The sequence below is a fragment of the Alsobacter sp. R-9 genome, from assembly GCF_054612375.1.
The window spans coordinates 247,271-267,002 of record NZ_JBTSWJ010000006.1; the positions used below are offsets into that span (position 1 = coordinate 247,271).

General features: G+C 72.3%; 16 protein-coding genes. 11 read left to right on the forward strand and 5 right to left on the reverse strand.

Annotation, left to right across the window (positions count from 1 at the left end; genetic code table 11):
- Positions 1–4 precede the first annotated feature (4 nt).
- The gene (locus tag ACX9GQ_RS12215) at positions 5–1,438 is read left to right on the forward strand and encodes a DUF1800 domain-containing protein (protein WP_459629818.1); all 1,434 of its coding nucleotides are present in this window, start codon (positions 5–7) and stop codon (positions 1,436–1,438) included.
- Between the two features lie 8 nt (positions 1,439–1,446).
- Positions 1,447–2,691, forward strand: a complete 1,245-nt coding sequence (locus ACX9GQ_RS12220; protein WP_459629819.1) for a DUF1501 domain-containing protein — start codon at positions 1,447–1,449, stop codon at positions 2,689–2,691.
- A 4-nt stretch (positions 2,692–2,695) separates the two neighbouring features.
- Here the strand turns inward: ACX9GQ_RS12220 and ACX9GQ_RS12225 are convergent, their stop codons facing one another.
- Positions 2,696–4,351, reverse strand: a complete 1,656-nt coding sequence (locus tag ACX9GQ_RS12225; RefSeq protein ID WP_459629820.1) for an EAL domain-containing protein — start codon at positions 4,349–4,351, stop codon at positions 2,696–2,698.
- Between the two features lie 128 nt (positions 4,352–4,479).
- On the opposite strand from ACX9GQ_RS12225, the gene ACX9GQ_RS12230 reads away from it, so the two are divergent.
- On the forward strand, positions 4,480–4,869 hold the full coding sequence (locus ACX9GQ_RS12230) for a RidA family protein (protein WP_459629821.1): 390 nt from the start codon (positions 4,480–4,482) through the stop codon (positions 4,867–4,869).
- 3 nt (positions 4,870–4,872) lie between these two features.
- On the opposite strand, the gene ACX9GQ_RS12235 is transcribed toward ACX9GQ_RS12230, so the two are convergent.
- From ACX9GQ_RS12235 to aptA, 4 genes are all read right to left on the reverse strand, one after another.
- Positions 4,873–5,445: a tetratricopeptide repeat protein gene (locus ACX9GQ_RS12235; protein WP_459629822.1), complete on the reverse strand. Its 573-nt coding sequence runs from the start codon at positions 5,443–5,445 to the stop codon at positions 4,873–4,875.
- 79 nt (positions 5,446–5,524) lie between these two features.
- Positions 5,525–7,657: an ABC transporter ATP-binding protein/permease gene (locus ACX9GQ_RS12240; protein ID WP_459629823.1), complete on the reverse strand. Its 2,133-nt coding sequence runs from the start codon at positions 7,655–7,657 to the stop codon at positions 5,525–5,527.
- A gap of 181 nt (positions 7,658–7,838) precedes the next feature.
- A complete protein-coding gene (locus ACX9GQ_RS12245) occupies positions 7,839–8,708 on the reverse strand; it encodes an HAD family hydrolase (protein WP_459629824.1) in 870 nt (289 codons plus the stop codon).
- A 342-nt stretch (positions 8,709–9,050) separates the two neighbouring features.
- On the reverse strand, positions 9,051–10,400 hold the full coding sequence (gene aptA, locus ACX9GQ_RS12250) for an omega-aminotransferase AptA (RefSeq protein ID WP_459629825.1): 1,350 nt from the start codon (positions 10,398–10,400) through the stop codon (positions 9,051–9,053).
- Between the two features lie 280 nt (positions 10,401–10,680).
- On the opposite strand from aptA, the gene ACX9GQ_RS12255 reads away from it, so the two are divergent.
- The 8 genes from ACX9GQ_RS12255 to ACX9GQ_RS12290 all read left to right on the forward strand — a co-directional run bounded on the left by ACX9GQ_RS12255 (position 10,681) and on the right by ACX9GQ_RS12290 (position 19,620).
- Complete coding sequence (locus ACX9GQ_RS12255) at positions 10,681–11,679, forward strand: efflux RND transporter periplasmic adaptor subunit (RefSeq protein WP_459629826.1); 999 nt, start codon at positions 10,681–10,683, stop codon at positions 11,677–11,679.
- Positions 11,676–12,911, forward strand: coding sequence for an ABC transporter permease (locus tag ACX9GQ_RS12260; protein WP_459629827.1), 1,236 nt, complete (start codon positions 11,676–11,678; stop codon positions 12,909–12,911). Before ACX9GQ_RS12255 ends, ACX9GQ_RS12260 begins: the two co-directional genes overlap by 4 nt.
- Positions 12,908–13,624, forward strand: a complete 717-nt coding sequence (locus ACX9GQ_RS12265; protein ID WP_459629828.1) for an ABC transporter ATP-binding protein — start codon at positions 12,908–12,910, stop codon at positions 13,622–13,624. Before ACX9GQ_RS12260 ends, ACX9GQ_RS12265 begins: the two co-directional genes overlap by 4 nt.
- A gap of 71 nt (positions 13,625–13,695) precedes the next feature.
- A complete protein-coding gene (gene hisS / locus ACX9GQ_RS12270; RefSeq protein ID WP_459629829.1) occupies positions 13,696–15,210 on the forward strand; it encodes a histidine--tRNA ligase in 1,515 nt (504 codons plus the stop codon).
- Positions 15,211–15,497: 287 nt separating this feature from the next.
- A complete protein-coding gene (locus ACX9GQ_RS12275; RefSeq protein ID WP_459629830.1) occupies positions 15,498–16,568 on the forward strand; it encodes a M23 family metallopeptidase in 1,071 nt (356 codons plus the stop codon).
- Positions 16,569–16,787: 219 nt separating this feature from the next.
- The gene (locus ACX9GQ_RS12280) at positions 16,788–17,912 is read left to right on the forward strand and encodes an ATP phosphoribosyltransferase regulatory subunit (RefSeq protein WP_459629831.1); all 1,125 of its coding nucleotides are present in this window, start codon (positions 16,788–16,790) and stop codon (positions 17,910–17,912) included.
- On the forward strand, positions 17,909–18,895 hold the full coding sequence (gene hisG / locus ACX9GQ_RS12285; RefSeq protein WP_459629832.1) for an ATP phosphoribosyltransferase: 987 nt from the start codon (positions 17,909–17,911) through the stop codon (positions 18,893–18,895). The genes ACX9GQ_RS12280 and hisG overlap by 4 nt, the downstream gene beginning before the upstream one ends.
- 284 nt (positions 18,896–19,179) lie before the next feature.
- The gene (locus ACX9GQ_RS12290) at positions 19,180–19,620 is read left to right on the forward strand and encodes an META domain-containing protein (RefSeq protein ID WP_459629833.1); all 441 of its coding nucleotides are present in this window, start codon (positions 19,180–19,182) and stop codon (positions 19,618–19,620) included.
- The last annotated feature ends 112 nt before the right edge of the window (positions 19,621–19,732 follow it).

Consider the following 19,732-nt stretch of genomic DNA (forward strand, 5'->3'; position numbering starts at 1 on the left):
CGCCATGGCCGCCGGCTCGCAGGACCTGCTCCACGCGCTGAACCGCTTCGGCCTCGGCGCCCGTCCCGGCGACGCGCAGCGCATCGCGGGCGACCCGCGCGGGGCCGTGTCGTCCCAGTTGAAGCGGGGCGCCGCGGCCGAGGTTCAGGCCGGCGGGCTGGCGTCTTCGCAGGAGGCCCTGCGCGCCAACCGGCTGGCCGAGATGCAGCGGGAGCGCGAGCGGCAGGCGATGGCATCGTCCGGGAGCGGCCCGGCCGCCCCGATGGCGATGGCCGACCAGCGGCCGCTGGCCGCCGCCGTCCCGAAGCCGATGGGCCCGCGCCCGGAGCCGCAGGTGGAGCAGGTGCTGTTCCGCGCCGAGGCCGGCGCGCGCCTCGCCCAGTTCGCCCAGACCGAGACGCCTCTCCTGGAGCGGCTGGCGCTGTTCTGGTCGAACCACTTCTGCGTGTCCGTCGCCAAGGGCGGCAACCTGCGCGCCTGCGCGGGCGCCTACGAGCGCGAGGCCATCCGGCCCCACGTGCTCGGCCGCTTCGCCGACATGCTGAAGGCGGTCGAGACGCATCCGGCAATGCTCTACTATCTCGACAACAATGCCTCCATCGGTCCGAACTCCCGCAACGGCCGCAACAGCCGGCGGGGCCTGAACGAGAACCTCGCGCGCGAGATTCTCGAGCTGCACACGCTGGGCGTCGACGGCGGCTACACGCAGGCCGACGTGACGGCGCTTGCCCGGATCATCACCGGCTGGACCGTGACGAGCACGGACGAGGACCTCCTCCACGGCGGTCGGTTCACCTTCGCGCCGGCGCGCCACGAGCCCGGCGCCCACGAGGTGCTGCGCGCGAGCTATGCCGAGGGCGGGCTGGAGCAGGGCATGGCCGCGCTGGACGCGCTGGCGCGTCACCCATCGACGTCCCGCCACGTCGCCCGCAAGCTGGCTCGCCACTTCGTCTCCGACGAGCCGCCGCCGGCACTCGTCGAGGTGCTGGAGAAGCGCTTCCGCGACACCGACGGCGACCTCTTCGAGGTGACCAAGGCCCTTGTCACGGCGCCCGAGGCATGGTCGACGCCGCCCGGCAAGCTTCGCAGCCCCGTCGAGTTTCTCGCCGCGGGCCTTCGCGCCACGGGCCGCGTGCCCGAGCCGCCGCAGGCCCTGGGCTGGCTCTCCGCCCTCGGCCAGCCGCTGTGGCAGCCGCCCGGCCCCAACGGCTTTCCGGATCGCGTCGCGAGCTGGGCCTCGCCCGAAGGCATGGCGGCGCGGCTCGACCTCGCCGCCCAGTGGGGTCGCCAGTCGGCGCAGCTCAACCCGCGCGACCTGCTGGAGCAGGTTCTGGGTCCGGCCGCCTCCCCCGAGACCCGGCAGGCCGTGGCCCGTGCCGAGAGCCGGCCGCAGGGCCTCGCTTTGCTCTTCATGTCGCCCGAGTTCCAGCGCCGGTGAGGTCCGCCATGTCTGAATCCTCGCTCTGCGAAGCGCTGACGCCGTCCCGCCGCGCCGTCCTCGGCATGGGCGGCATGCTCACGGCATGGGCCTTCCTGCCGCGCCTCGCCTCCGCGGCGGGCACCCGCGACCCACGCGTCGTCACCATCGTCCTGCGCGGCGCGCTCGACGGCCTGTCCGCCGTGGCGCCAGTCGGGGATCCCGACTACGTCGCGATGCGCGAGGGCATCGCGCTGGCGCGGGACGGTGACAATGCCGGCCTCGCCCTCGACGGCTTCTTCGTGCTCCACCCCGCCATGCCGACCTTCGGGCGCCTGTGGCGGGCGAAGCAGGCTCTGGTGGTGCACGCCGCCGCCACCAACTACCGCGAGCGCTCGCACTTCGACGGGCAGGACGTGCTGGAGAGTGGCCAGCCGGGTCCTGGCCGCCTCGACTCGGGCTGGTTGAACCGCGCGCTCGGCGCCCTCCCCTCCGGCGAGCGCGTCGCGACGCGCGGCGGCGTCGGCGTCGGCGCGGTGGCGCCACTGGTCATCCGCGGCGGCGTGCCCGTCCTCGGCTGGGCGCCGCAGAGCCTGCCCAAGGCCGGCGACGACCTCGCCGCCCGCGTGATGGACCTCTACCGCCACCGCGACCCGGCGTTGGCCGACGCGCTGGGCAAGGGCCTCGACACCGACCGCCTCGCCATGAAGTCGGGCCTTTCCGGTGACGCGGCGCGACCGCGTGGCGGACCGGACACGGTGGAGGGCATGAAGCAGGTCGCCGCCGGCGCTGCGCGGCTGCTGGCGGAGCCCGACGGCCCGCGCGTCGCCGCCCTCGCCTTCGAGGGCTGGGACACCCACGCCAACGAGGGCGCCGCCAAGGGCCGGCTCGCCACGCTGCTGTCCGGCCTCGACGCGGCGCTGGGGCTCTTCGAGACCACGCTGGGCCCGGCCTGGGCCGACACCACGATCCTCGTCGTGACGGAGTTCGGCCGCACCGCCCGCGTCAACGGCACGGTCGGCACCGACCACGGCACCGCGACCGTCGCGTTCCTGGTGGGCGGCGCCGTCGCCGGAGGCCGCATCATCGCCGACTGGCCCGGCCTGAAGCCGGCCGACCTGCACGAGGGCCGCGACCTGCGCCCGACGACGGACCTGCGGGCCGTGATGAAGGGCGTGCTTGCCGACCAGCTCGGCCTGTCGGCCGCCACGCTCGGACGGGTCGTATTTCCGGAGACGGAGGCGCTCGCGCCGATGCGCGGCCTCGTCGCCTGACGCGTCAGGCGCTGGTGCGGCGCAGGAAGGCCCGCAGCGGCTGGCGCTGCGGCTTCGCGGGCTCGGGCGCGGTCGCGGCAGCGGCGGCAGGCTGCGACGGAGCCGCGGGCTCCCGGGGCGGCGGGGCGTCGTTGGTCAGCACTTCGCCGCGGACAGGGCGCGGGCCCGAGAACAGCGGGCCCTGCGCCAGCGGCACCGCGAACTCCTGCACCTCCAGAACCATCGCCTCGCTGTCGACGGCGGACGCGACCAGCGTGACGCTCTGGCGGGCGAGGAGATCGGCGAGGTCGGCGGGATGGATTTCCGTCGGCACGTCGCCCTCCGACGCGGCGAGCATCAGGGGTGCCGGCACCTTCACGTAGCGGATGCCGCGGCCCGCGAGGTCGCGGGCGTCGAGCCTGAGGTCGCTGACGCCGTCCAGCGCGAAGCGGAAGCCGAGCGCCCGCACCGCCTCCATGGCCTCGCCTTCCAGCACGCCGGCCCGGGCGAGTTCCGCCTGCCGCAGCCGCAGCACGACCCGGACCGCCACCTGTCGGTCCTGCTCGGCCGCGGTGGAGAGCACCGCGAAGTAGCCGGGCTCGCACAGCGTGGTGAGGCTGACCGGGCACATCACCGGCACGTCGCGCTCGCGGGCGGCGAGATGGGACGCGACCTTGCACACGGCGCGGAACAGGTCGGTCTCCAGCTTGACGGTCAGCCCCAGCCGCGCCGCGGCCTGCGCCACGGTGTCCGACTCGGCGAAGCTGCCGTCGGGCTCCCGCACCCGGCCGAGCGCCTCGTAGATGCGCACCTTGCGCTGGGGAAGGGAGACGATGGAGTGCAGGAAGAGGTCGATGGCCCCCGAGACCAGCGCCCGCCGGACCGCCTGGCTGGCGGCCGCAGGCTCGGCGGGCGCGGCGGGGCGCGATGCCGCCGCGGGCGTTGGGGCGGGCGTTGCGGGCGCCGGGGCGGCCACGGGCGCCTCCGGCGCGGGCTCGGGAGCGTCCGGCACGAGTTCCCTCGGCAGGTCCTTCAGCACGTCCATCGGCGCGATGGAGTCGGCCGCCTCGGCCACCGGCACGTTGGCCCTGGCCGGCTTGCGGACCGGCGCGTTGGGCACGATCCGTTCCGTGGGCGGCTCCACGATCGGCGCCTCGCGCCGTCCTGCCGCCGAGGGATCGGGCCGCCGCCGCTCGCCGTCCCCGAAGAGCTCCGTCTCGTGGGACGCCACGACCTCGGCCAAGTCCCGCACCAACGTCCCGACGACACCGAGTTCGACGCTCACCGCCTTCAGCGTCGCGTGGTCCCGCTGGGCAGCGCTGCGCTCGAGCTCCTGCATCCGCTGGTCGAGCTCGAAGCAGCGGCGGGCCACCGTGCGCAGGCCGTTCTCGATGGACTCCAGCCGCGCGGCCATCGTGCCGTCATCGGGAGGCGCCGGGGCAGGCACCGGTGGAGCCGTGAAGGATGGCGCAGGCGAAGGGAACCGCGAACTCCCGGCCGCGGGGCGCGGCCCGCGGAACCAGCGCGCGGCGATGGCGAGTTCGACGAGCAGGACCGCCATGCCGGCGAGGGCAGCCGTGGTCCACGACACGCGCAGCCCGGCCCAGACGGTCGCGGCGACGGCGAGGGCCACCGTGACGATCGCGATCCCGATGACGATGGCGTCGTTCCTGCGCCTCACGTCGCCCATCCAAACCCGGCTCGACGGCGCCGGTCGTCCCGATGCCGAATCGCCTTCGCTTCCGCCTGTCGTCCAGTAAAGTGACGCCGACGCCGGCGGCAACCGGGAACAGGAGGCTTCGACGCGGCATGCCCGACTTTTTCAACCCGCCGGGGATCGTCCCCCCGGCCTCCCGCTATTCGCAGGGAGCGCTCCACGCCGCCAAGGGTCGGCGGCTGCTGATCTCGGGCCAGGTGGGCGTGCGCCCGGACGGGACCGTGGCCGACGGCCTCGAGGCCCAGATGGAGGTCGCCTGGGACAACCTCGAGGCGGTGCTCGCCCATGCGGGGATGACCGTGCACGACCTCGTCAAGATCACCGGGCTGTGCGTGCCGGCAGGCTCCGTCGCCGCGTTCCGCACCGTGCGCGACCGTCGGCTCAGGGGCCACGCGCCGGCCTGCACCTACATCGAGGCGATCGGGCTCGCGAGCCCGGCCTTCCTGTTCGAGATCGAGGGCGAGGCCGTCCGCGAGGACTGAACGTCAGCTGCCGGTGCGCGCCGTGCCGGGCGTGGCAGGCGTCGCGCTGCCCAGTTCGCCCCGCAAGGTACGGGCGCGGGGATAGCGAGGGTCCAGGGCGATGACCTTGTCGAGTGCCGCGACGGCGCCCGCGATGTCGCCGCGCTGCCGGGCGATCGTGGCCCGGCCGAACCACACCCGCGCCGCGTTGGGGGCCACGGCGAAGGCGGCCTCGACGTCCTCGGTGGCGGCCTCCAGTTCCCCCTGGCGGATGCGGAACTCGGCCCTCGCCATGAGGATGTCTGCGTTCGCCTTCGCCAGCTCGACGGCCCGGTTCAGGTCGGCGCGGGCGGTCTCGATCGTCTTCTTTCGCTCGTAGGCTCCGGCGCGCAGCACATGGGCGCGGGCCTTGCGCGTGTTGCTGCGCGGCATCCCGCCGTCGATCACGGCGGTGCAGTTGAAGATCACCCAGTCCGGCTCGGGGTTCCTCTTGCACTCCTCCCAGGCACGATCCTCCTGGGCCATGGCGCCCGGAGGGCCGAGCGGCAGCATCGCGGCGGCGGCAGACAGGGCAAGGAGCAGCGGGGGTAGGCGCATCGCGGGGGTCCGGCGTTCGGGGCGGCTGCATTCAAGCCGCAAACGCGGCCGAAGGCGAGTCGCCCCGGGTTCCGCACCGTCAGGCGGTGGCGCGGGCCGCGGCGTCGGCCGGGCCGAAGGTGCCGTCGGGCCGCGGCTGCATCTCGAGGTGCCGCGCGTGCATGCCGAGCAGCGTCGAACGATGGCCGATCGACACGATCGTCGTGCCCGGCAGCCGCTCCGCCAGCATCCTGTACAGGGCGGCCTCCGTGAACTCGTCGAGCGCCGACGTCGCCTCGTCGAGGAAGAGCCAGTCGGGTTTGGCGAGGAGGGCGCGTGCGATGGCGACGCGCTGCTGCTCGCCGCCGGAGAGGCGGGCCGACCACGCGTCCTCCTGGTCGAGCCGGTCGACGAGGTCCGGCAGCCGCGCCGCAGCCAGCGCCTCGCGGATCTGGTCGTCGGAATAGCTGCCGGCGACGCCCGGATAGGTCACCGCGCCGCGCAGCGAGCCGAGCGGCAGGTAGGGCCGCTGCGGCAGCAGCATGACGCTGGCTCCCCGCGGCACCCGGATGTGTCCCTCGCCGAACGGCCAGATTCCCGCGATGGCGCGCAGCAGCGTCGACTTGCCCGAGCCCGACGGGCCGGTGATCAGCGCCGACTCCCCGCGCCTCAGCTCCAGCGCCTCCACGTCGACGATGCGCCGGCCACCCGGCAGCGAGAGCGAGAGCCGCTCGACGCCGACCCCGTCCTGGGCCGCCTGGTCGATGGCGATGCGCGGCGGCGTCTGGCCGAGCGCGCGGGCCCGGTCGATGGCGTCGTTGAAGGTTGTCAGGCGGTCGATGACCGACTTGTAGTCGGCGAGCGAGACGTAATAGTCGACGAAGAAGTTGAGCGCCCCCTCGACGCGGCCGAAGGCGCCCGCCGTCTGCGTCAGCGTGCCGAGCTGCACCTTGCCGAGGAAGTAGAACGGCGCCGCGATGACGTAGGGGATGATCGGGCTGATCTGCCCGTAGCTGGCGGTGAAGGCCATCAGCTTCTTGCGCAGGTTCACGATCTGCCAGAAGTTGCCGATGACGTTGCCGAAGCGGCCCATGACGATCTGGCGCTCGGCCTTCTCGCCGTCGAGCAGCGCCACCTGCTCCCCGTACTCGCGCAGGCGGGCGAGCGAGAAGCGGAAATCCGCCTCGTAGCGCTGCTGGGCGAAGTTCAGCCCCACCAGCGACCGTCCGATCCAGTGCGTGATCAGCGTGCCGACGCCGGCATAGACGAGCGCCGTCCAGAACAGCAGGCCTGGAACCACGATCTCCGTGCCGGGGATCGTGAAGGCCGACGAGATGTTCCACAGGATGATGGAGAAGGAGACGAGCGAGCTCACAGTGGCGAGCAGGGTGATCGAGAAGCCGTAGGTCGACTCGACGAAGCGGTCGATGTCGACGGCGATGCGCTGGTCGGGGTTGTCCGTGTCGTTCCCGCCGAGCGCCATGCGGTAGTGGGTCCCGTCGCCGAGCCACTCGCCGGCGTAGCGGTCCGTCAGCCACTGCCGCCAGCGGATGGTGAGGCCCGACTTCACCACGAACTCGATGATCGCGCTGGCGATGTAGATGGCCGCCCAGAACAGGAACACGGTGTAGAGCAGCGACCAGAATAGGTCCGCGTTCTTCTCCTGGATGGCGTTGAACCAGTCCCGGTTGAAGAACGAGAGGCGCACGTTGATCGCCACCTGCGCCTGGTTGACGACGACGAGGAACACCACCGCCATGCGCGCCAGCGTCGCCTCGCGCATCCGCACCGTCCCGAACGGCCAGATGCGGGCGACGCCGATCTCGGGCGTGTCGAAGTAGCGGTCGGCGATGCGCATGATGGTGCGGATCACCGGCACGTGCGAGATCGCGAAGACGAGCAGGCCGAAGATGCCGACCGTCACCGGAAGGCTCGCCGGCGGCGAGAAGTCCGCCAGCGCCTCGGGCCAGAGCTTCGCCTTGACCAGCAGCAGCGCGGCGCCGAAGGCGACGTACTCCACCGCGAAGATGCCGAGGAAGATGCGCAGGAACGACGAGACCGGCGCCGACCGGTAGAGCGCCCCGGCGAAGAGCACGCCGACGACGCCCATGCCGATGATCATCTTGTCGCCCCAGCTTGCACCGAGAGCACCGGCGAGGAGGGCGAAGGCGAGGACGACGAGCGCGGGGATGACCGGCATCGGGCCCGAAGCGCGGGCGGGGGTGTCGGACATGCGGTGGCCTTTCAGCAACGGGGGTGCCGCCGGGCGACCCGGCGGAGCGTCGCGACACCCCTAGCATGGGGCGGCAGGCCCGCCAAAATGAACCCTTCGAAAGGTTTGGCCCAGCCCGTCACGATCGCGGGCGCCTGCGCAAGCGACGCCGCACCGCCCGTGAAGGCCGGCGGGATGCGGTCTACCAGACCAGCTTGTCCATGGCGGCCGTGGGGCGCAGCGGGGCCGCGGCGAGGAACCGCGACAGGCGCTCGTCGGTGAGCGGGCCATCGGCGAGCCCCAACTCATGGGTGTGGATCCCGCGGGCGCAGAACAGGCAGTCGACGCCGAGCGCGTTGGCACCGGCGACGTCGGTGCGCAGCGCGTCGCCGATGGCGAGCACCCGCGTCAGCGGTGTCACCGCCTTGCGCATCGATTCCGCCACGTTGAGCGCGGCCTCGTAGACCGGCCGGTGCGGCTTTCCCGCCCACAGCACCCGGCCGCCGAGGTCGGCATAGGCCTCCGCCAGCGCCCCGGCGCAGTAAATGATCTCGTTGCCCCGCTCGACCACGAGGTCGGGGTTCGCGCAGAGGAAGGTCATGTCGCGCGACTTCGCCTGCGCCAGCACGTCGGCGTAGTCGGCGGGCGTCTCAGTCCGGTCGTCGATGAGGCCGGTGCAGACGATCATCCGCGCCGCCTCGAACGCCACCGAGCGCTCGGCATGGCCGTCGAACAGCGGCCCGTCGCGGTCGGGCCCGAGCCAGAAATAGGGATCGTCCGTCTCCGACAGCATCGCCCGGGTGACGTCGCCGGATGTAACGATGCCGTCCCACGCCTCGCGGATGACCCCCAGCTGATCGAGGTGCGGCACCACCGTCTCGGACGGGCGCGGCGCGTTCGACACGAGGATCACGGTGCCGCCGCCGGCGCGGAACCGGCGCAGCGCGTCCCCTGCCCCGGCATGGGCCTTCAGGCCGTCGTGCAGCACGCCCCAGATGTCGCAGAGGATCACGTCGTAGCGGGACGCCAGCGGCGCGAAGCCGTGGAGGACGGGGACGGGCGTGGCGGTCATGAAGGGTTCCGGGCGGTGGAGGACCCCGGGGCGGTAAGGGCCGCGGCCGCGCCTGTCAAGGAACACGGTCGGCACGGGGCGGCCGCGGGCTAAGGCGCCTGCCACGATCGCCAGCCACCGGCACGACGCGCCGCCCTCCCCCTCGTGGGGAGGGATCGAGGGTGGGGGGCGCGTCGATCCGCACGGCTCTGTCGGGACGGGGTCCGGCAGCGTTGCATCTTGGCCCCGCACCCCTGCCCCTGCCCCTCCCCACATGGGGGAGCGGGTCGCGCCGCCTCTACAGGAGGGACGCCCCCCTTCTTTCCGGGAGGGCGACGGAACGGCCAGCCTTGCGCCCTGCCCTCAGGCGACGGCGCGGATCACCTTGGCGACCTTGTCGATCAGCTCGTCGATCTGGTTCTTCGTGATGATCAGCGGCGGCGACAGCGCCAGCGTGTCGCCGGTGATGCGGATCATGACGTCGAACTCGCGGAAGCCCCGGTCCATGACGTCGAAGGCGCGCTGGCCGAAGGCATCCGGACGCGAGGCGAGGTCGATGCCCGCGACGAGGCCCATGGTGCGGATGTCCAGCACGTTGGGCAGGCTCTTCAGCGTCATCACCGCGTCGTACCAGGTCTCCTCGATCGCGGCGTTGTGCTCGAAGAGCTTCTCCTCGCGGTAGAGGTCGAGCGTCGCGAGCCCCGCCGCCGCCGCCAGCGGATGGCCGCTGTAGGTGTAGCCGTGGAACAGCTCGATGACGTGCTCCGGCCCCTTCATGAAGGTGTCGTAGATGCCCTTGCGGGCGATCACGCCGCCCATGGGGACCGTGCCGGAGTTCACCGCCTTGGCGAAGGTGATCATGTCCGGCTGCACGCCGAAGCGGTCGGCCGCGAAGGGCGTGCCGAGCCGGCCGAAGCCGGAGATCACCTCGTCGAAGATGAGCAGGATGTTGTGCTTGTCGCAGATGGCGCGCAGCCGTTCGAGGTAACCCTTGGGCGGCGGAAGCACGCCGGTGGAGCCCGCCATCGGCTCGACGATGACCGCCGCGATGGTCGAGGCGTCGTGCAGCGTCACGATGCGCTCGAGGTCGTCGGCGAGGTGGGCGCCCCACTCCGGCTGGCCGCGCGAGAAGGCCTGCTCGGCGCGGTTGTAGGTATGCGGCAGGTGGTCGACGCCGGCGAGCAGCGAGCCGAAGAACTTGCGGTTGTTGACGATGCCGCCCACCGAGATGCCGCCGAAGCCGACGCCGTGGTAGCCGCGCTCGCGGCCGATCAGGCGCGTCTTCTGCCCCTGCCCGCGGACGTTCCAGTAGGCAAGCGCGATCTTCAGCGCGGTGTCGACCGCCTCGGAGCCCGAGTTCGTGAAGAAGACGTGGTCGAGGTCGCCCGGCGCCATCGCGGCGATGCGCGAGGCGAGTTGGAACGCCTTCGGGTGGCCGAACTGGAAGGCCGGAGAGTAGTCGAGCTCGGCCGCCTGCTGCTGGATCGCCTCGACGATCGGCTTGCGGTTGTGCCCGGCGTTGCAGCACCACAGGCCCGCGGCACCGTCCAGCACATGGCGGCCGTCCGGGGTGATGTAGTGCATGTCCTTCGCCCCGGAGATCATCCGGGGGTTCTTCTTGAAGCTCCGGTTGGCGCTGAAGGGCAGCCAGAAGGCCTCGAGATCGTTGGGCGCCGCCGAGCGGCTCGAAAAGGCATCTTGGGCGGCCGACATGGCGCGGAGCTCCTCGCAGGGACAGGCAACGGAATGAAAGCGTAGCAGGAGCCCCTCCACGAAGGAAGTTGGCGCGGTTCGAAGCCTCTGCGAGTCTGCGGCCGGCGCCGACCGCAGACTCGCAGATTGTGCGACTTTCCGCCCGGTTCGTCGCACGAACGCGCGCACACCTGCCCTGCGCGCACCCGACGGTCCCGGAGCCGGGGTCCCGGTGTTCTTCCTGACGCCACCGCAGCCGGGTTCCTGCTAGTCTGGGGTCGAAGTCATCAGGGTGGACGGCGTGGCGATCGGTCGGTGGGTCTTGGGCGGGATCGCCGTGGTGGCGGCGGCCACTGCAGCGTGGTGGGAGTATGGCCGCGGCCCGCTCGTCGGTGTCGTCCAGGTGACGCGCGGCTCCGTTGCCGAGGTGGTCTACGCGACCGGCACCGTCGAGCCGGTGCGGTGGGCGAAGGTGGTGCCGCTGCAGCGCAAGCGCCTTGTCGAGATGTGCGACTGCGAGGGCCGGACGGTGACGGCCGGTCAGATCCTCGCCCGCCAGGACGACGCCGAGGAACGCGCCGGCCTCGCCGAGCTCGAGGCCCGCCGGGCGCTGATCGAGAAGGAGTTCCAGCGCCTCTCCGGGCTCCTGGAGCGCAACGCCGCCTCGGCGACCGCCGTCGACCAGGCCAACACCAGCCTCAAGGAATCCACCGCCCGCATCGCCGTGGTGAAGGAGCGCATGGAGGCGCTGATCCTGCGCGCGCCCATGGACGGGGTGGTGCTGCGGCAGGATTTCTCGCTGGGCGAGATCGTCGGCCAGGGCGACGTCGTCTTCTGGGTGGGGCAGCCGAAGCCGCTGCGCATCGTCGCCGAGGTCAACGAGGAGGACGTGCCCCGCGTGAAGCCGGGCCAGAAGGTGCTGCTTCGCAACGAGGGCTTCGGCGCCGGCACCCTCACCGCCACGGTCTCCGACATCACGCCCAAGGGCGATCCCGTCGCCAAGACGTTCCGCGTCTATCTCGGCCTGCCCGACGATACGCCGCTGCTGATCGGCATGAGCGTGGAGGCGAACATCGTCGTGCGCGAGACGCCGTCGGCCCTCGTCATCCCATCCGAGGCGGTCGCGGGCGGCGCCGTGTTCCGCCTCGAGAGCCCGCGCGTCACGCGCGTCCCCGTCACCCTCGGCATCCGCGGCACGCGCATGGTCGAGGTGACGGAAGGATTGGCCGAGGGCGAGCGGATCGTCTCCCCTGCCGCCGAGTTGCAGGACGGCGAACGCGTTCGGGTCCCGCAGCCATGAACCTCGTCCTCGACGTCGCCCTCACCCACGTCCGCTCGCGTCTCCGGCAGACGGTGGTCGGCGTGCTCGGCGTCGCGACGGGGGTCGGCTTCTCGGTGATGATGGCGGCGCTGATGGAGGGGTCGCAGCACGATTTCATCCGCCAGCTCGTGGACAGCCTGCCCCACATCTCGGTCGAGGACGACCGCCGCGAGGCGACGCGCCAGCCCGCGGAGGACCGCTACGCCGCGGTCGAGATCCGCAGCCTGTCGACCGAGGCGGAACGGCGCGGCATCAAGAACCCCTACGCCATCATGGCGTCGCTGGAGGGCTGGATCCCAGGCTCGGTGGCGCCTTCGGTCCAGTCGAAGGCCATCATCCGCTTCGGCAGTCGAGACACGGCCGCCACCGTCATCGGCATCGACCCGCGGCGCGAGAAGCACGTCTCCCAGCTCGCCTCGCAGATGCAGCAGGGCTCGCTCGACAACCTCTGGAAGGCGTCGAACGCCATCATCCTCGGCGACCGGCTCGCCACCCGCATCGGCGTGCGCGTCGGCAACACGCTGTCGGTGACGGCGGCGGACGGGCGCCCCCTCTACGCGCAGGTCGTGGGGCTCTTCCATTCGGGAAGCCGCATGGTCGACGACACGCAGGCCTACACGCTGGTGCGAACCGCCCAGATCCTCGCCAACCAGACCGGGCTCGTGAACGAGCTGCGCGTGCGCGTCGACGACGCCATGGCGGCCCGCGAGGTCGCCGCCCGCATCGAGACGCAGACCGGCTACAAGGCCGTGTCCTGGCAGGAGGCGCACGAGGACCTGCTCTCCGCCTTCCAGATCCGCAACGCCATCATGATCATGGTGGTCGGCGCCATCCTCCTCGTCGCCTCGTTCGGCACCTTCAACATCGTCTCGACGATCACCCACGAGAAGGCGCGCGACATCGCCATCATGAAGTCGCTCGGCCTGCCCGAGCACACGGTGCGCAACATCTTCGTGCTCGAGGCGACGGTGATCGGCGTCGTCGGCGCCGTCATCGGATGGGTGCTCGGGTACCTGATGTGCACCGCCCTCGGGCTGATCGAGTTCCGGACCGGCTTCACCGACGCCACGCGCCTGCCCGTCCTCTACACGTGGCGCCACTATGCGCTCGCCGGCGGGGTTGCGCTGGCCTCGTCCGTCATCGCCGGCTGGTTCCCGGCGCGAAAGGCGGCGCGGGTGCACCCGGTCGAGATCATCCGGGGGGCGTCGTGACCGACGCGCCGGTGGTCGAGGCGGTCGGCGCCACCCGCATCCTGGGCGGGGAGATCCCCACCACCCTCGTGCGCGATATCGACCTCGCGGTTCATCACGGCGAATTCGTCGCCATCACCGGCCCGTCGGGCTCCGGCAAGTCGTCGCTGATGTACCTGCTCGGCCTGCTCGACGTGCCGACCTCCGGCATCATCCGCATCGACGGGCGCGACACGACGCGCATCGACGAGGACGAGCGGGCCGCCCTGCGCCTCGCCCATCTCGGCTTCGTCTTCCAGTTTCACTTCCTGCTGCCGGAGTTCAGCGCGCTCGACAACGTCATGCTGCCGATGCGGGCGCTGGCCCGGCTGCCGGAGGCGCGCCAGCGCGAGCGTGCCGCCGCCCTCCTCGACGCGCTGGGCCTTGCCGCCCACATCCGCAAGCGGCCGGACCAGCTCTCCGGCGGCCAGCGCCAGCGCGTCGCCATCGCCCGCGCGCTCGCCAACGACCCGCCGCTCATCCTCGCCGACGAGCCGACCGGCAACCTCGACACGGCCTCCAGCGAGCAGGTCCTCGCCATCCTGCGCCGGGTCGTGGACGAGGAGCGCAAGGCGGTCTGCGTCGTCACGCACGACCTCGGGCTCGCCGCCCGCGCCGACCGGCGGGTGCATCTCGTCGACGGGCGCATCGCGTCCGACGCCCGGCAGACCCACGACGAGGCCACGGGCGGCTGAGCCCGCACGCTTGCCCCTGCCGGCCCGCCGCGCTACCACGCCCCCGCACATTCCCGAAGGACGGCAGGACCATGGCGAACGACGGCACCGACAAGCCCCGCAAGGTGGAGGCGCGCCTGCCCCGCGGCTTCGGCGACCGGGGCCCGGGCGACATCGCCGCCACCGAGCGCATGCTGGCCGGCATCCGCGAGATCTTCGAGCTCTACGGCTTCGAGGCGGTGGAGACGCCGTTCGTCGAGTACACGGAGACGCTCGGCAAGTTCCTGCCCGACCAGGACCGGCCGAACGAGGGCGTCTTCTCCTTCCAGGACGATGACGATCAGTGGCTGTCGCTGCGCTACGATCTCACCGCGCCGCTGGCGCGCTACGTCGCCGAGAACTTCGACCGGCTGCCCAAGCCCTACCGCAGCTACCGGGTGGGCTGGGTGTTCCGAAACGAGAAGCCCGGCCCCGGCCGCTTCCGCCAGTTCATGCAGTTCGACGCCGACACCGTCGGCGCCCCCTCCGTCGCGGCCGACGCCGAAGCGGCGATGATGATGGCCGACACGCTGGAGCGCGTCGGCATCCCGCGCGGCGACTATGTGGTGAAGGTCAACAACCGCAAGGTGCTCGACGGCGTGCTGGAGGCCATCGGCCTCGCCGGCGACGCCAACGCCGGCCGCCGCCTGACGGTGCTGCGCGCCATCGACAAGCTCGACAAGGTGGGGCCGGAGGGCGTCCGCGCCCTGCTCGGCGCCGGGCGGATGGACGTGTCCGGCGACTTCACCAAGGGAGCTGGGCTGGAGCCGGATGCCATCGAGCGCGTCCTCGCCTTCACCGCCGCGCGTGGCGGCACGACAGCGGCCACCGTCGCCAACCTCGCCGGCGTGGTAACGGGCTCGGAGCGCGGCGCCGAGGGCGTGGCGGAACTCGCCGAGATCGCCGCCCTCGTCGCGGCGGCGGGCTACGACGACGGCCGGGTCACCATCGACCCCTCGGTCGTCCGCGGCCTCGAGTACTACACGGGGCCGGTCTACGAGGGCGAACTCACCTTCGAGGTGAAGGACGACGACGGCCGCCCGGTGCGCTTCGGCTCCGTGGCCGGCGGCGGGCGTTACGACGGCCTCGTCGCCCGCTTCCGCGGCGAGCCCGTGCCGGCGACCGGCTTCTCCATCGGCGTCTCCCGCCTGCTCGCGGCGCTGAAGGTGCTCGGCAAGGTCGGCGCGCAGGAGGAGGCCGGCCCGGTCGTCGTGCTGTCGCTCGTCGACAAGGCAGAGGACCGCAGCGCCGTGATGGCCCGCCTGCAGGGCTTCGTGAAGACGCTGCGCGACGCCGGCATCCGCTCCGAGCTCTACCTCGGCGGCGCCGGCGGCATGAACGCGCAGCTGAAGTATGCCAACCGCCGCAACGCCGCCTGCGCGGTCATCCAGGGCTCGAACGAGCGCGCCGAGGGCACCGTGTCGATCAAGGACCTCGTGCTCGGCGCCACGCTGTCTTCCGCCCCCGACCGCGAGACCTACCTGCGCCAGCAGGCCGAGGCCCAGTTCGCCGTGCCCGAGACCGGGCTGGTCGAGGCGGTGCGCAAGGTGCTGGCCCGGCACCGCTGAGGGGCGGCAGTCACGCGACGAAGCGTTCAACCTCGGCGTCATCCCCGGCCGGAGCGGCAAGGCCGCGGAGGGGAAAGGGATCCAGGGGAGGCCGCGAGGACGCGTGCTCAGCGTCTGGATCCCCTTCCCAACCGCTTCGCGGTTGCCGGGGATGACGGTGTTGATGCTGCCGGCGAAGTGAACGGAGCGCGCAGACATTGCCCTGAATGCAACGCCGGAAGGATTCCGGTGACGATACCACCGGCGGTTCGTCGCGAAGGCGCCGCGATCGCAGGTAGACTGCGGCCATGACCCGCGACGACGCCCCCTCCGCCCTGCTCTGCCCGCTGCCCTTCGCCGGCCCCCGGAATGCCATGGCCGGGCTTGGGCTTGGGCTCATGCTCCTCCTGACGCCGGCCATCGCGCTCGCCCAGTCCCCAGCGCCGCCGGTTCCTTTCGTCCTGCCGATCGACTGCCGGATCGGCACGAGCTGTTTCGTGCAGAACTACGTCGACGCCGATCCCGGCGAAGGGGCGAAGGACTTCACCTGCGGCACGCGCACCTACGACAAGCACAATGGCACGGACATCCGGGTCCTCTCCATGGCTGACCAGAAGCGTGGCGTCGCCGTGCTGGCCGCGGCGCCGGGGAAGGTCCGCGCCATCCGGGACGAGGAGCCCGACATCTCCGTCCGCGAGCGGACGCTCGCCGCCGTCGCCGGCCGGGAATGCGGCAACGGCCTCGTCATCGACCACGGCGGCGGCTGGACCACCCAGTACTGCCACATGGCGCGCGGCAGCATCGCCGTGAAGCCGGGTGACACCGTCGGCGCCGGGGACAGGCTCGGTCTCGTCGGGCTCTCCGGGAACACCGAGTACCCGCACCTCCACTTCACCGTCCGCCGCGGCGACACGGTGGTCGATCCCTTCGCCCTCGACGCCGCGCCCGGCACTTGCGGCACGGGCGGGCAGCGGGTGGCCTGGTCGCCGGCGGTCGCGCAGGCCCTCGCCTACGCTCCGCGCGCGGTCCTCAATACCGGTTTTGCCGCAGGACCGGTCGACATGCCGGCCATCGAGGCCGGAGCGGCCGGCGCGACGCCGCCCTCTCGTGACAGCGAGGCGCTGGTCGCCTTCGCCCGGGCTATCGGCCTCAAGCAGGGCGACGTCCAGCGCATGACGATCACCGGCCCGGACGGCCGGCAGGTCGTGCAGTCCGCGCTGAAGCCGCTGCCGCGCGACCAGGCCCAGTCGATGATCTTCGCCGGCCGCAAGCGCCCGCCCTCCGGGTTCCCCGCCGGGGAGTACACGGCCCTCTACGAGGTGCTGCGGGACCAGAAGCCGGTCCTTTCGCACACCTTCACCGTCCGCATCGACGGCTGATCACCCTGCCGGTCGCTGACCGCTCGTTCACACTCGCCGTGCTAGAGGGATCGGCGGCGGCCTCCGCGGTCTTCGCGCGCTCTTGCGCGCCGATCGGCGGCGCGGGGTCGCGCGAGACGGCGCAGCCTGCTAGAGCATGCCGCGCAAAGCTGGATTCCGGCTTGTTCGGCAACGGCATGCGACCGCCAGCACGAGGCGCCCGGACGCAGGGGACGAGACGTGGGACCTGAGACGAGCACACCGGACGGGGCGGAGGCGCTGCTCGCGCGCTTCGCCGAGGCCGGCTACACGCGCATCGAGCCGCCCGTGCTGCAGCCGGCGGAGGTGTTCATCGACCTGTCGGGCGAGGACATCCGCCGCCGCATGTTCGTCACCACGGACGCCGACGGCCGGGAATGGACCCTGCGGCCCGAGTTCACCATCCCCGTCGCCCGTGCCTGGCTGGCGGCCGGCGCCGGTGACAGCGCTTCCTTCAGCTATTGCGGCCCCGTGTTCCGCCTGCGGCCCGGCGAGGTCGGCGAGTTCGTGCAGGTCGGCATCGAGTCCTTCGGCCGCTCCGACGTCGAGGCCGCGGACGCCGAGGTCCTCGCCCTCGCCCTCGAGGCGGTGGAGGCGGCGGGCCTTGCCCGGCCTGACATCCGTCTCGGCGACGTCGGACTGTTCTCCGCCCTGCTCGACGCCCTCGACCTGCCGCCGGCGCGTGCCCGCAAGCTGAAGCGCGCCTATGCGCAGGGCACCCTCGACGCCGCCATGCTCGACCAGTTCGCCGACGCCAGCGCGGCCGGCGGCGAACATGCCGGCCTCCTCAAGGCCATGCAGGGGCAGGATCCTCGCGCGGCGCGCGCCTTCGTCGAGGACGTCCTCAAGATCGCCGGCATCGCGTCGGTCGGCGGGCGCACGGCCGCCGAGATCGCCGAGCGCTTCCTCGCGCAGGCCGCGGCCGAGGCCGACGGCGGCATTCCCGCCGAGACGCGGGCCGTGCTGGCGCGCTTCCTCGCCGTCCGGGGCGACCCCGACGCCGCATCGGCGGCCCTGCGGGCCATCGCAGCGGAGGCCGGGCTCGACCTCGGCGCGGTGCTCGACGCCTTCGACGCCCGCACCGGATTCATCGCCGCACGGGGGGTCGACGTGACGACGCTGGCCTTCTCCGCCGCGTTCGGCCGCAACCTCGACTACTACACGGGCGCCGTGTTCGAGATCCGCGACGCCCGCCGCCCCGCTGCCCCGCCGCTCGTGGGCGGCGGCCGCTACGACCGCCTGCTGCAGACGCTGGGCGCCGACCGCGCCGTTCCCGCCGTCGGCTGCTCGATCTGGCTCGAACGCCTCGCGGAGGCCGTGCGATGAGCGTGTCGCTGGACGCCCCCCTCACCCTCGCCGTCCCCTCAAAGGGCCGGCTGCAGGAGAACACCTTCTCCTTCTTCGCCCGCGCCGGCCTGCCGCTGGTGCAGGGACGCGGCAGCCGCGACTACCGCGGCACCATCGCCGGCGTCGCGGACGTCGAGGTCCTGTTCCTCTCCGCCTCCGAGATCGCGCGAGAGCTCTCGCAGGGCGGCGCTCACCTCGGCATCACCGGCGAGGACCTCATCCGTGAGTCGATCCCCGACGCCGACCGCAAGCTGGAGTTGCTGACGCCGCTCGGCTTCGGCCATGCCAACGTGGTCGTGGCGGTGCCGCAGGCGTGGATCGACGTGCGCCGCATGGCCGACCTCGAGGACGTGGCTTCCGCCTTCCGCGCCCGCCACGGCAGCAAGATGCGGGTCGCGACGAAGTACGTGAACCTGACCCGCGCCTGGTTCGCCAGCCATGGCGTCGCCGACTACCGGATCGTCGAGAGCCTCGGCGCCACCGAGGGGGCCCCCGCGTCCGGCTCGGCCGAGCTCATCGTCGACATCACCACGACGGGCGCCACGCTCGCCGCCAACGCGCTGAAGGTGGTGGAGGATGGCATCATGCTGCGCAGCGAGGCGAACCTCGTCGCCTCCGTGACGGCGCCGTGGGGGACCCGCGCCCGCGCGGCCGTCACCTCCATCCTCGCGCGCATCGCCGCCGAGGAGCAGGCCCGCACCTCGCGGGAGGTCCGCGCGCTGTGGCCCGGGGCGACTCCCGCCGACATCGCGACGGCCGAGGCGCGCTTCAGTGCCCGCGGCCTGTGGACAGGAACGGACCTCGGCGAGCGCATCGTGCTGGAGTGCCCGCGGAACACCGTCTTCGCGCTGGCGGAATGGCTCGTCGGCCAGGGCGCCACCCGCGTTTCGGTCGCGGAGGCCGACTACGTCTTCACGGCGTCCAACCCGCTCATCGAGCGGCTGGAGCGGCGAATCGGCTGAGGACGGGGAAGGGATCTGGTCCTTGCACCGGTCCTCCGCCCAAAAAAGAGGCCGCCCCCGGGGGAGAGGGCGGCCTCGGCGAAGATGGCAGGCAAGCTTACGGGGGGTATGCCGCCTGCCGGGGAGAGACGTCGGGGGACGTCGGCTTGATCTACGCCCTGTCGTCGGGCCCGGATCACGACAGCCTGAGAAAAAATGTTCCTTCGCGGAGCATGCCACCCGGCGTTGCGGCGATGGGGCGACATGTCTATTCTCCGCGCCGCTTCACGGAGTCCATCGCGACCATGCCCCTGCGCCTTTCGTCGTCCGCCCGCGCCGCCCTCTTCGGCCTTGCCGCCGCAGCCGGTGTCGCCGCCGCAGGCGCGCCGGCCCTCGCCCAGGGCGCCAAGCCGAAGCAGTTCCCCTTCGGCTCTCAGTGGACGCTGCAGACTTTCGCCGGCAAGCCGATTGCCGACAACAAGCCGACGATCATCGTCGACGAGTCCCTGCGCGCCCGCGGCTTCGCCGGCTGCAATACCTATTCCGCGTCCGCCTACCCGCTGGCGCAGCAGCGCTTCGCAGTCGGCCCCCTCGCCGTGACCCGCAAGGCCTGCGACAAGGCCCTGATGGACCGCGAGCGTGCTTTCCTGGTCATCCTGCGCACGGCCGCGACGTGGGACGTGAAGGACGGCCAGCTCGTCATCACCGGCCAGAACGGCGAACTGCGCTTCGACCGCACGCTCTGAGGCGCCCGGCGCGCACGCCGGCGCCCGCACTCTCGAATCTCTCCGACTGAAGGGGTTCTCCGGCACCGCCTGCCGGCAGGATGCGCGTGCGCGCGAACCTGGTCCGCCGCGG

What these genes read in the sequence shown, in the direction of transcription:
- aptA (WP_459629825.1), bottom strand. Translation starts at nt 10,400, where the DNA reads ATGTCGGCCGCCCAAGATGCCTTTTCGAGCCGCTCGGCGGCGCCCAAC.
- ACX9GQ_RS12290 (WP_459629833.1), top strand. Translation starts at nt 19,180, where the DNA reads ATGCCCCTGCGCCTTTCGTCGTCCGCCCGCGCCGCCCTCTTCGGCCTT.
- ACX9GQ_RS12240 (WP_459629823.1), bottom strand. Translation starts at nt 7,657, where the DNA reads ATGTCCGACACCCCCGCCCGCGCTTCGGGCCCGATGCCGGTCATCCCC.
- ACX9GQ_RS12260 (WP_459629827.1), top strand. Translation starts at nt 11,676, where the DNA reads ATGAACCTCGTCCTCGACGTCGCCCTCACCCACGTCCGCTCGCGTCTC.
- ACX9GQ_RS12215 (WP_459629818.1), top strand. Translation starts at nt 5, where the DNA reads ATGGCCGCCGGCTCGCAGGACCTGCTCCACGCGCTGAACCGCTTCGGC.
- hisG (WP_459629832.1), top strand. Translation starts at nt 17,909, where the DNA reads ATGAGCGTGTCGCTGGACGCCCCCCTCACCCTCGCCGTCCCCTCAAAG.
- hisS (WP_459629829.1), top strand. Translation starts at nt 13,696, where the DNA reads ATGGCGAACGACGGCACCGACAAGCCCCGCAAGGTGGAGGCGCGCCTG.
- ACX9GQ_RS12220 (WP_459629819.1), top strand. Translation starts at nt 1,447, where the DNA reads ATGTCTGAATCCTCGCTCTGCGAAGCGCTGACGCCGTCCCGCCGCGCC.
- ACX9GQ_RS12245 (WP_459629824.1), bottom strand. Translation starts at nt 8,708, where the DNA reads ATGACCGCCACGCCCGTCCCCGTCCTCCACGGCTTCGCGCCGCTGGCG.
- ACX9GQ_RS12275 (WP_459629830.1), top strand. Translation starts at nt 15,498, where the DNA reads ATGACCCGCGACGACGCCCCCTCCGCCCTGCTCTGCCCGCTGCCCTTC.
- ACX9GQ_RS12230 (WP_459629821.1), top strand. Translation starts at nt 4,480, where the DNA reads ATGCCCGACTTTTTCAACCCGCCGGGGATCGTCCCCCCGGCCTCCCGC.
- ACX9GQ_RS12235 (WP_459629822.1), bottom strand. Translation starts at nt 5,445, where the DNA reads ATGCGCCTACCCCCGCTGCTCCTTGCCCTGTCTGCCGCCGCCGCGATG.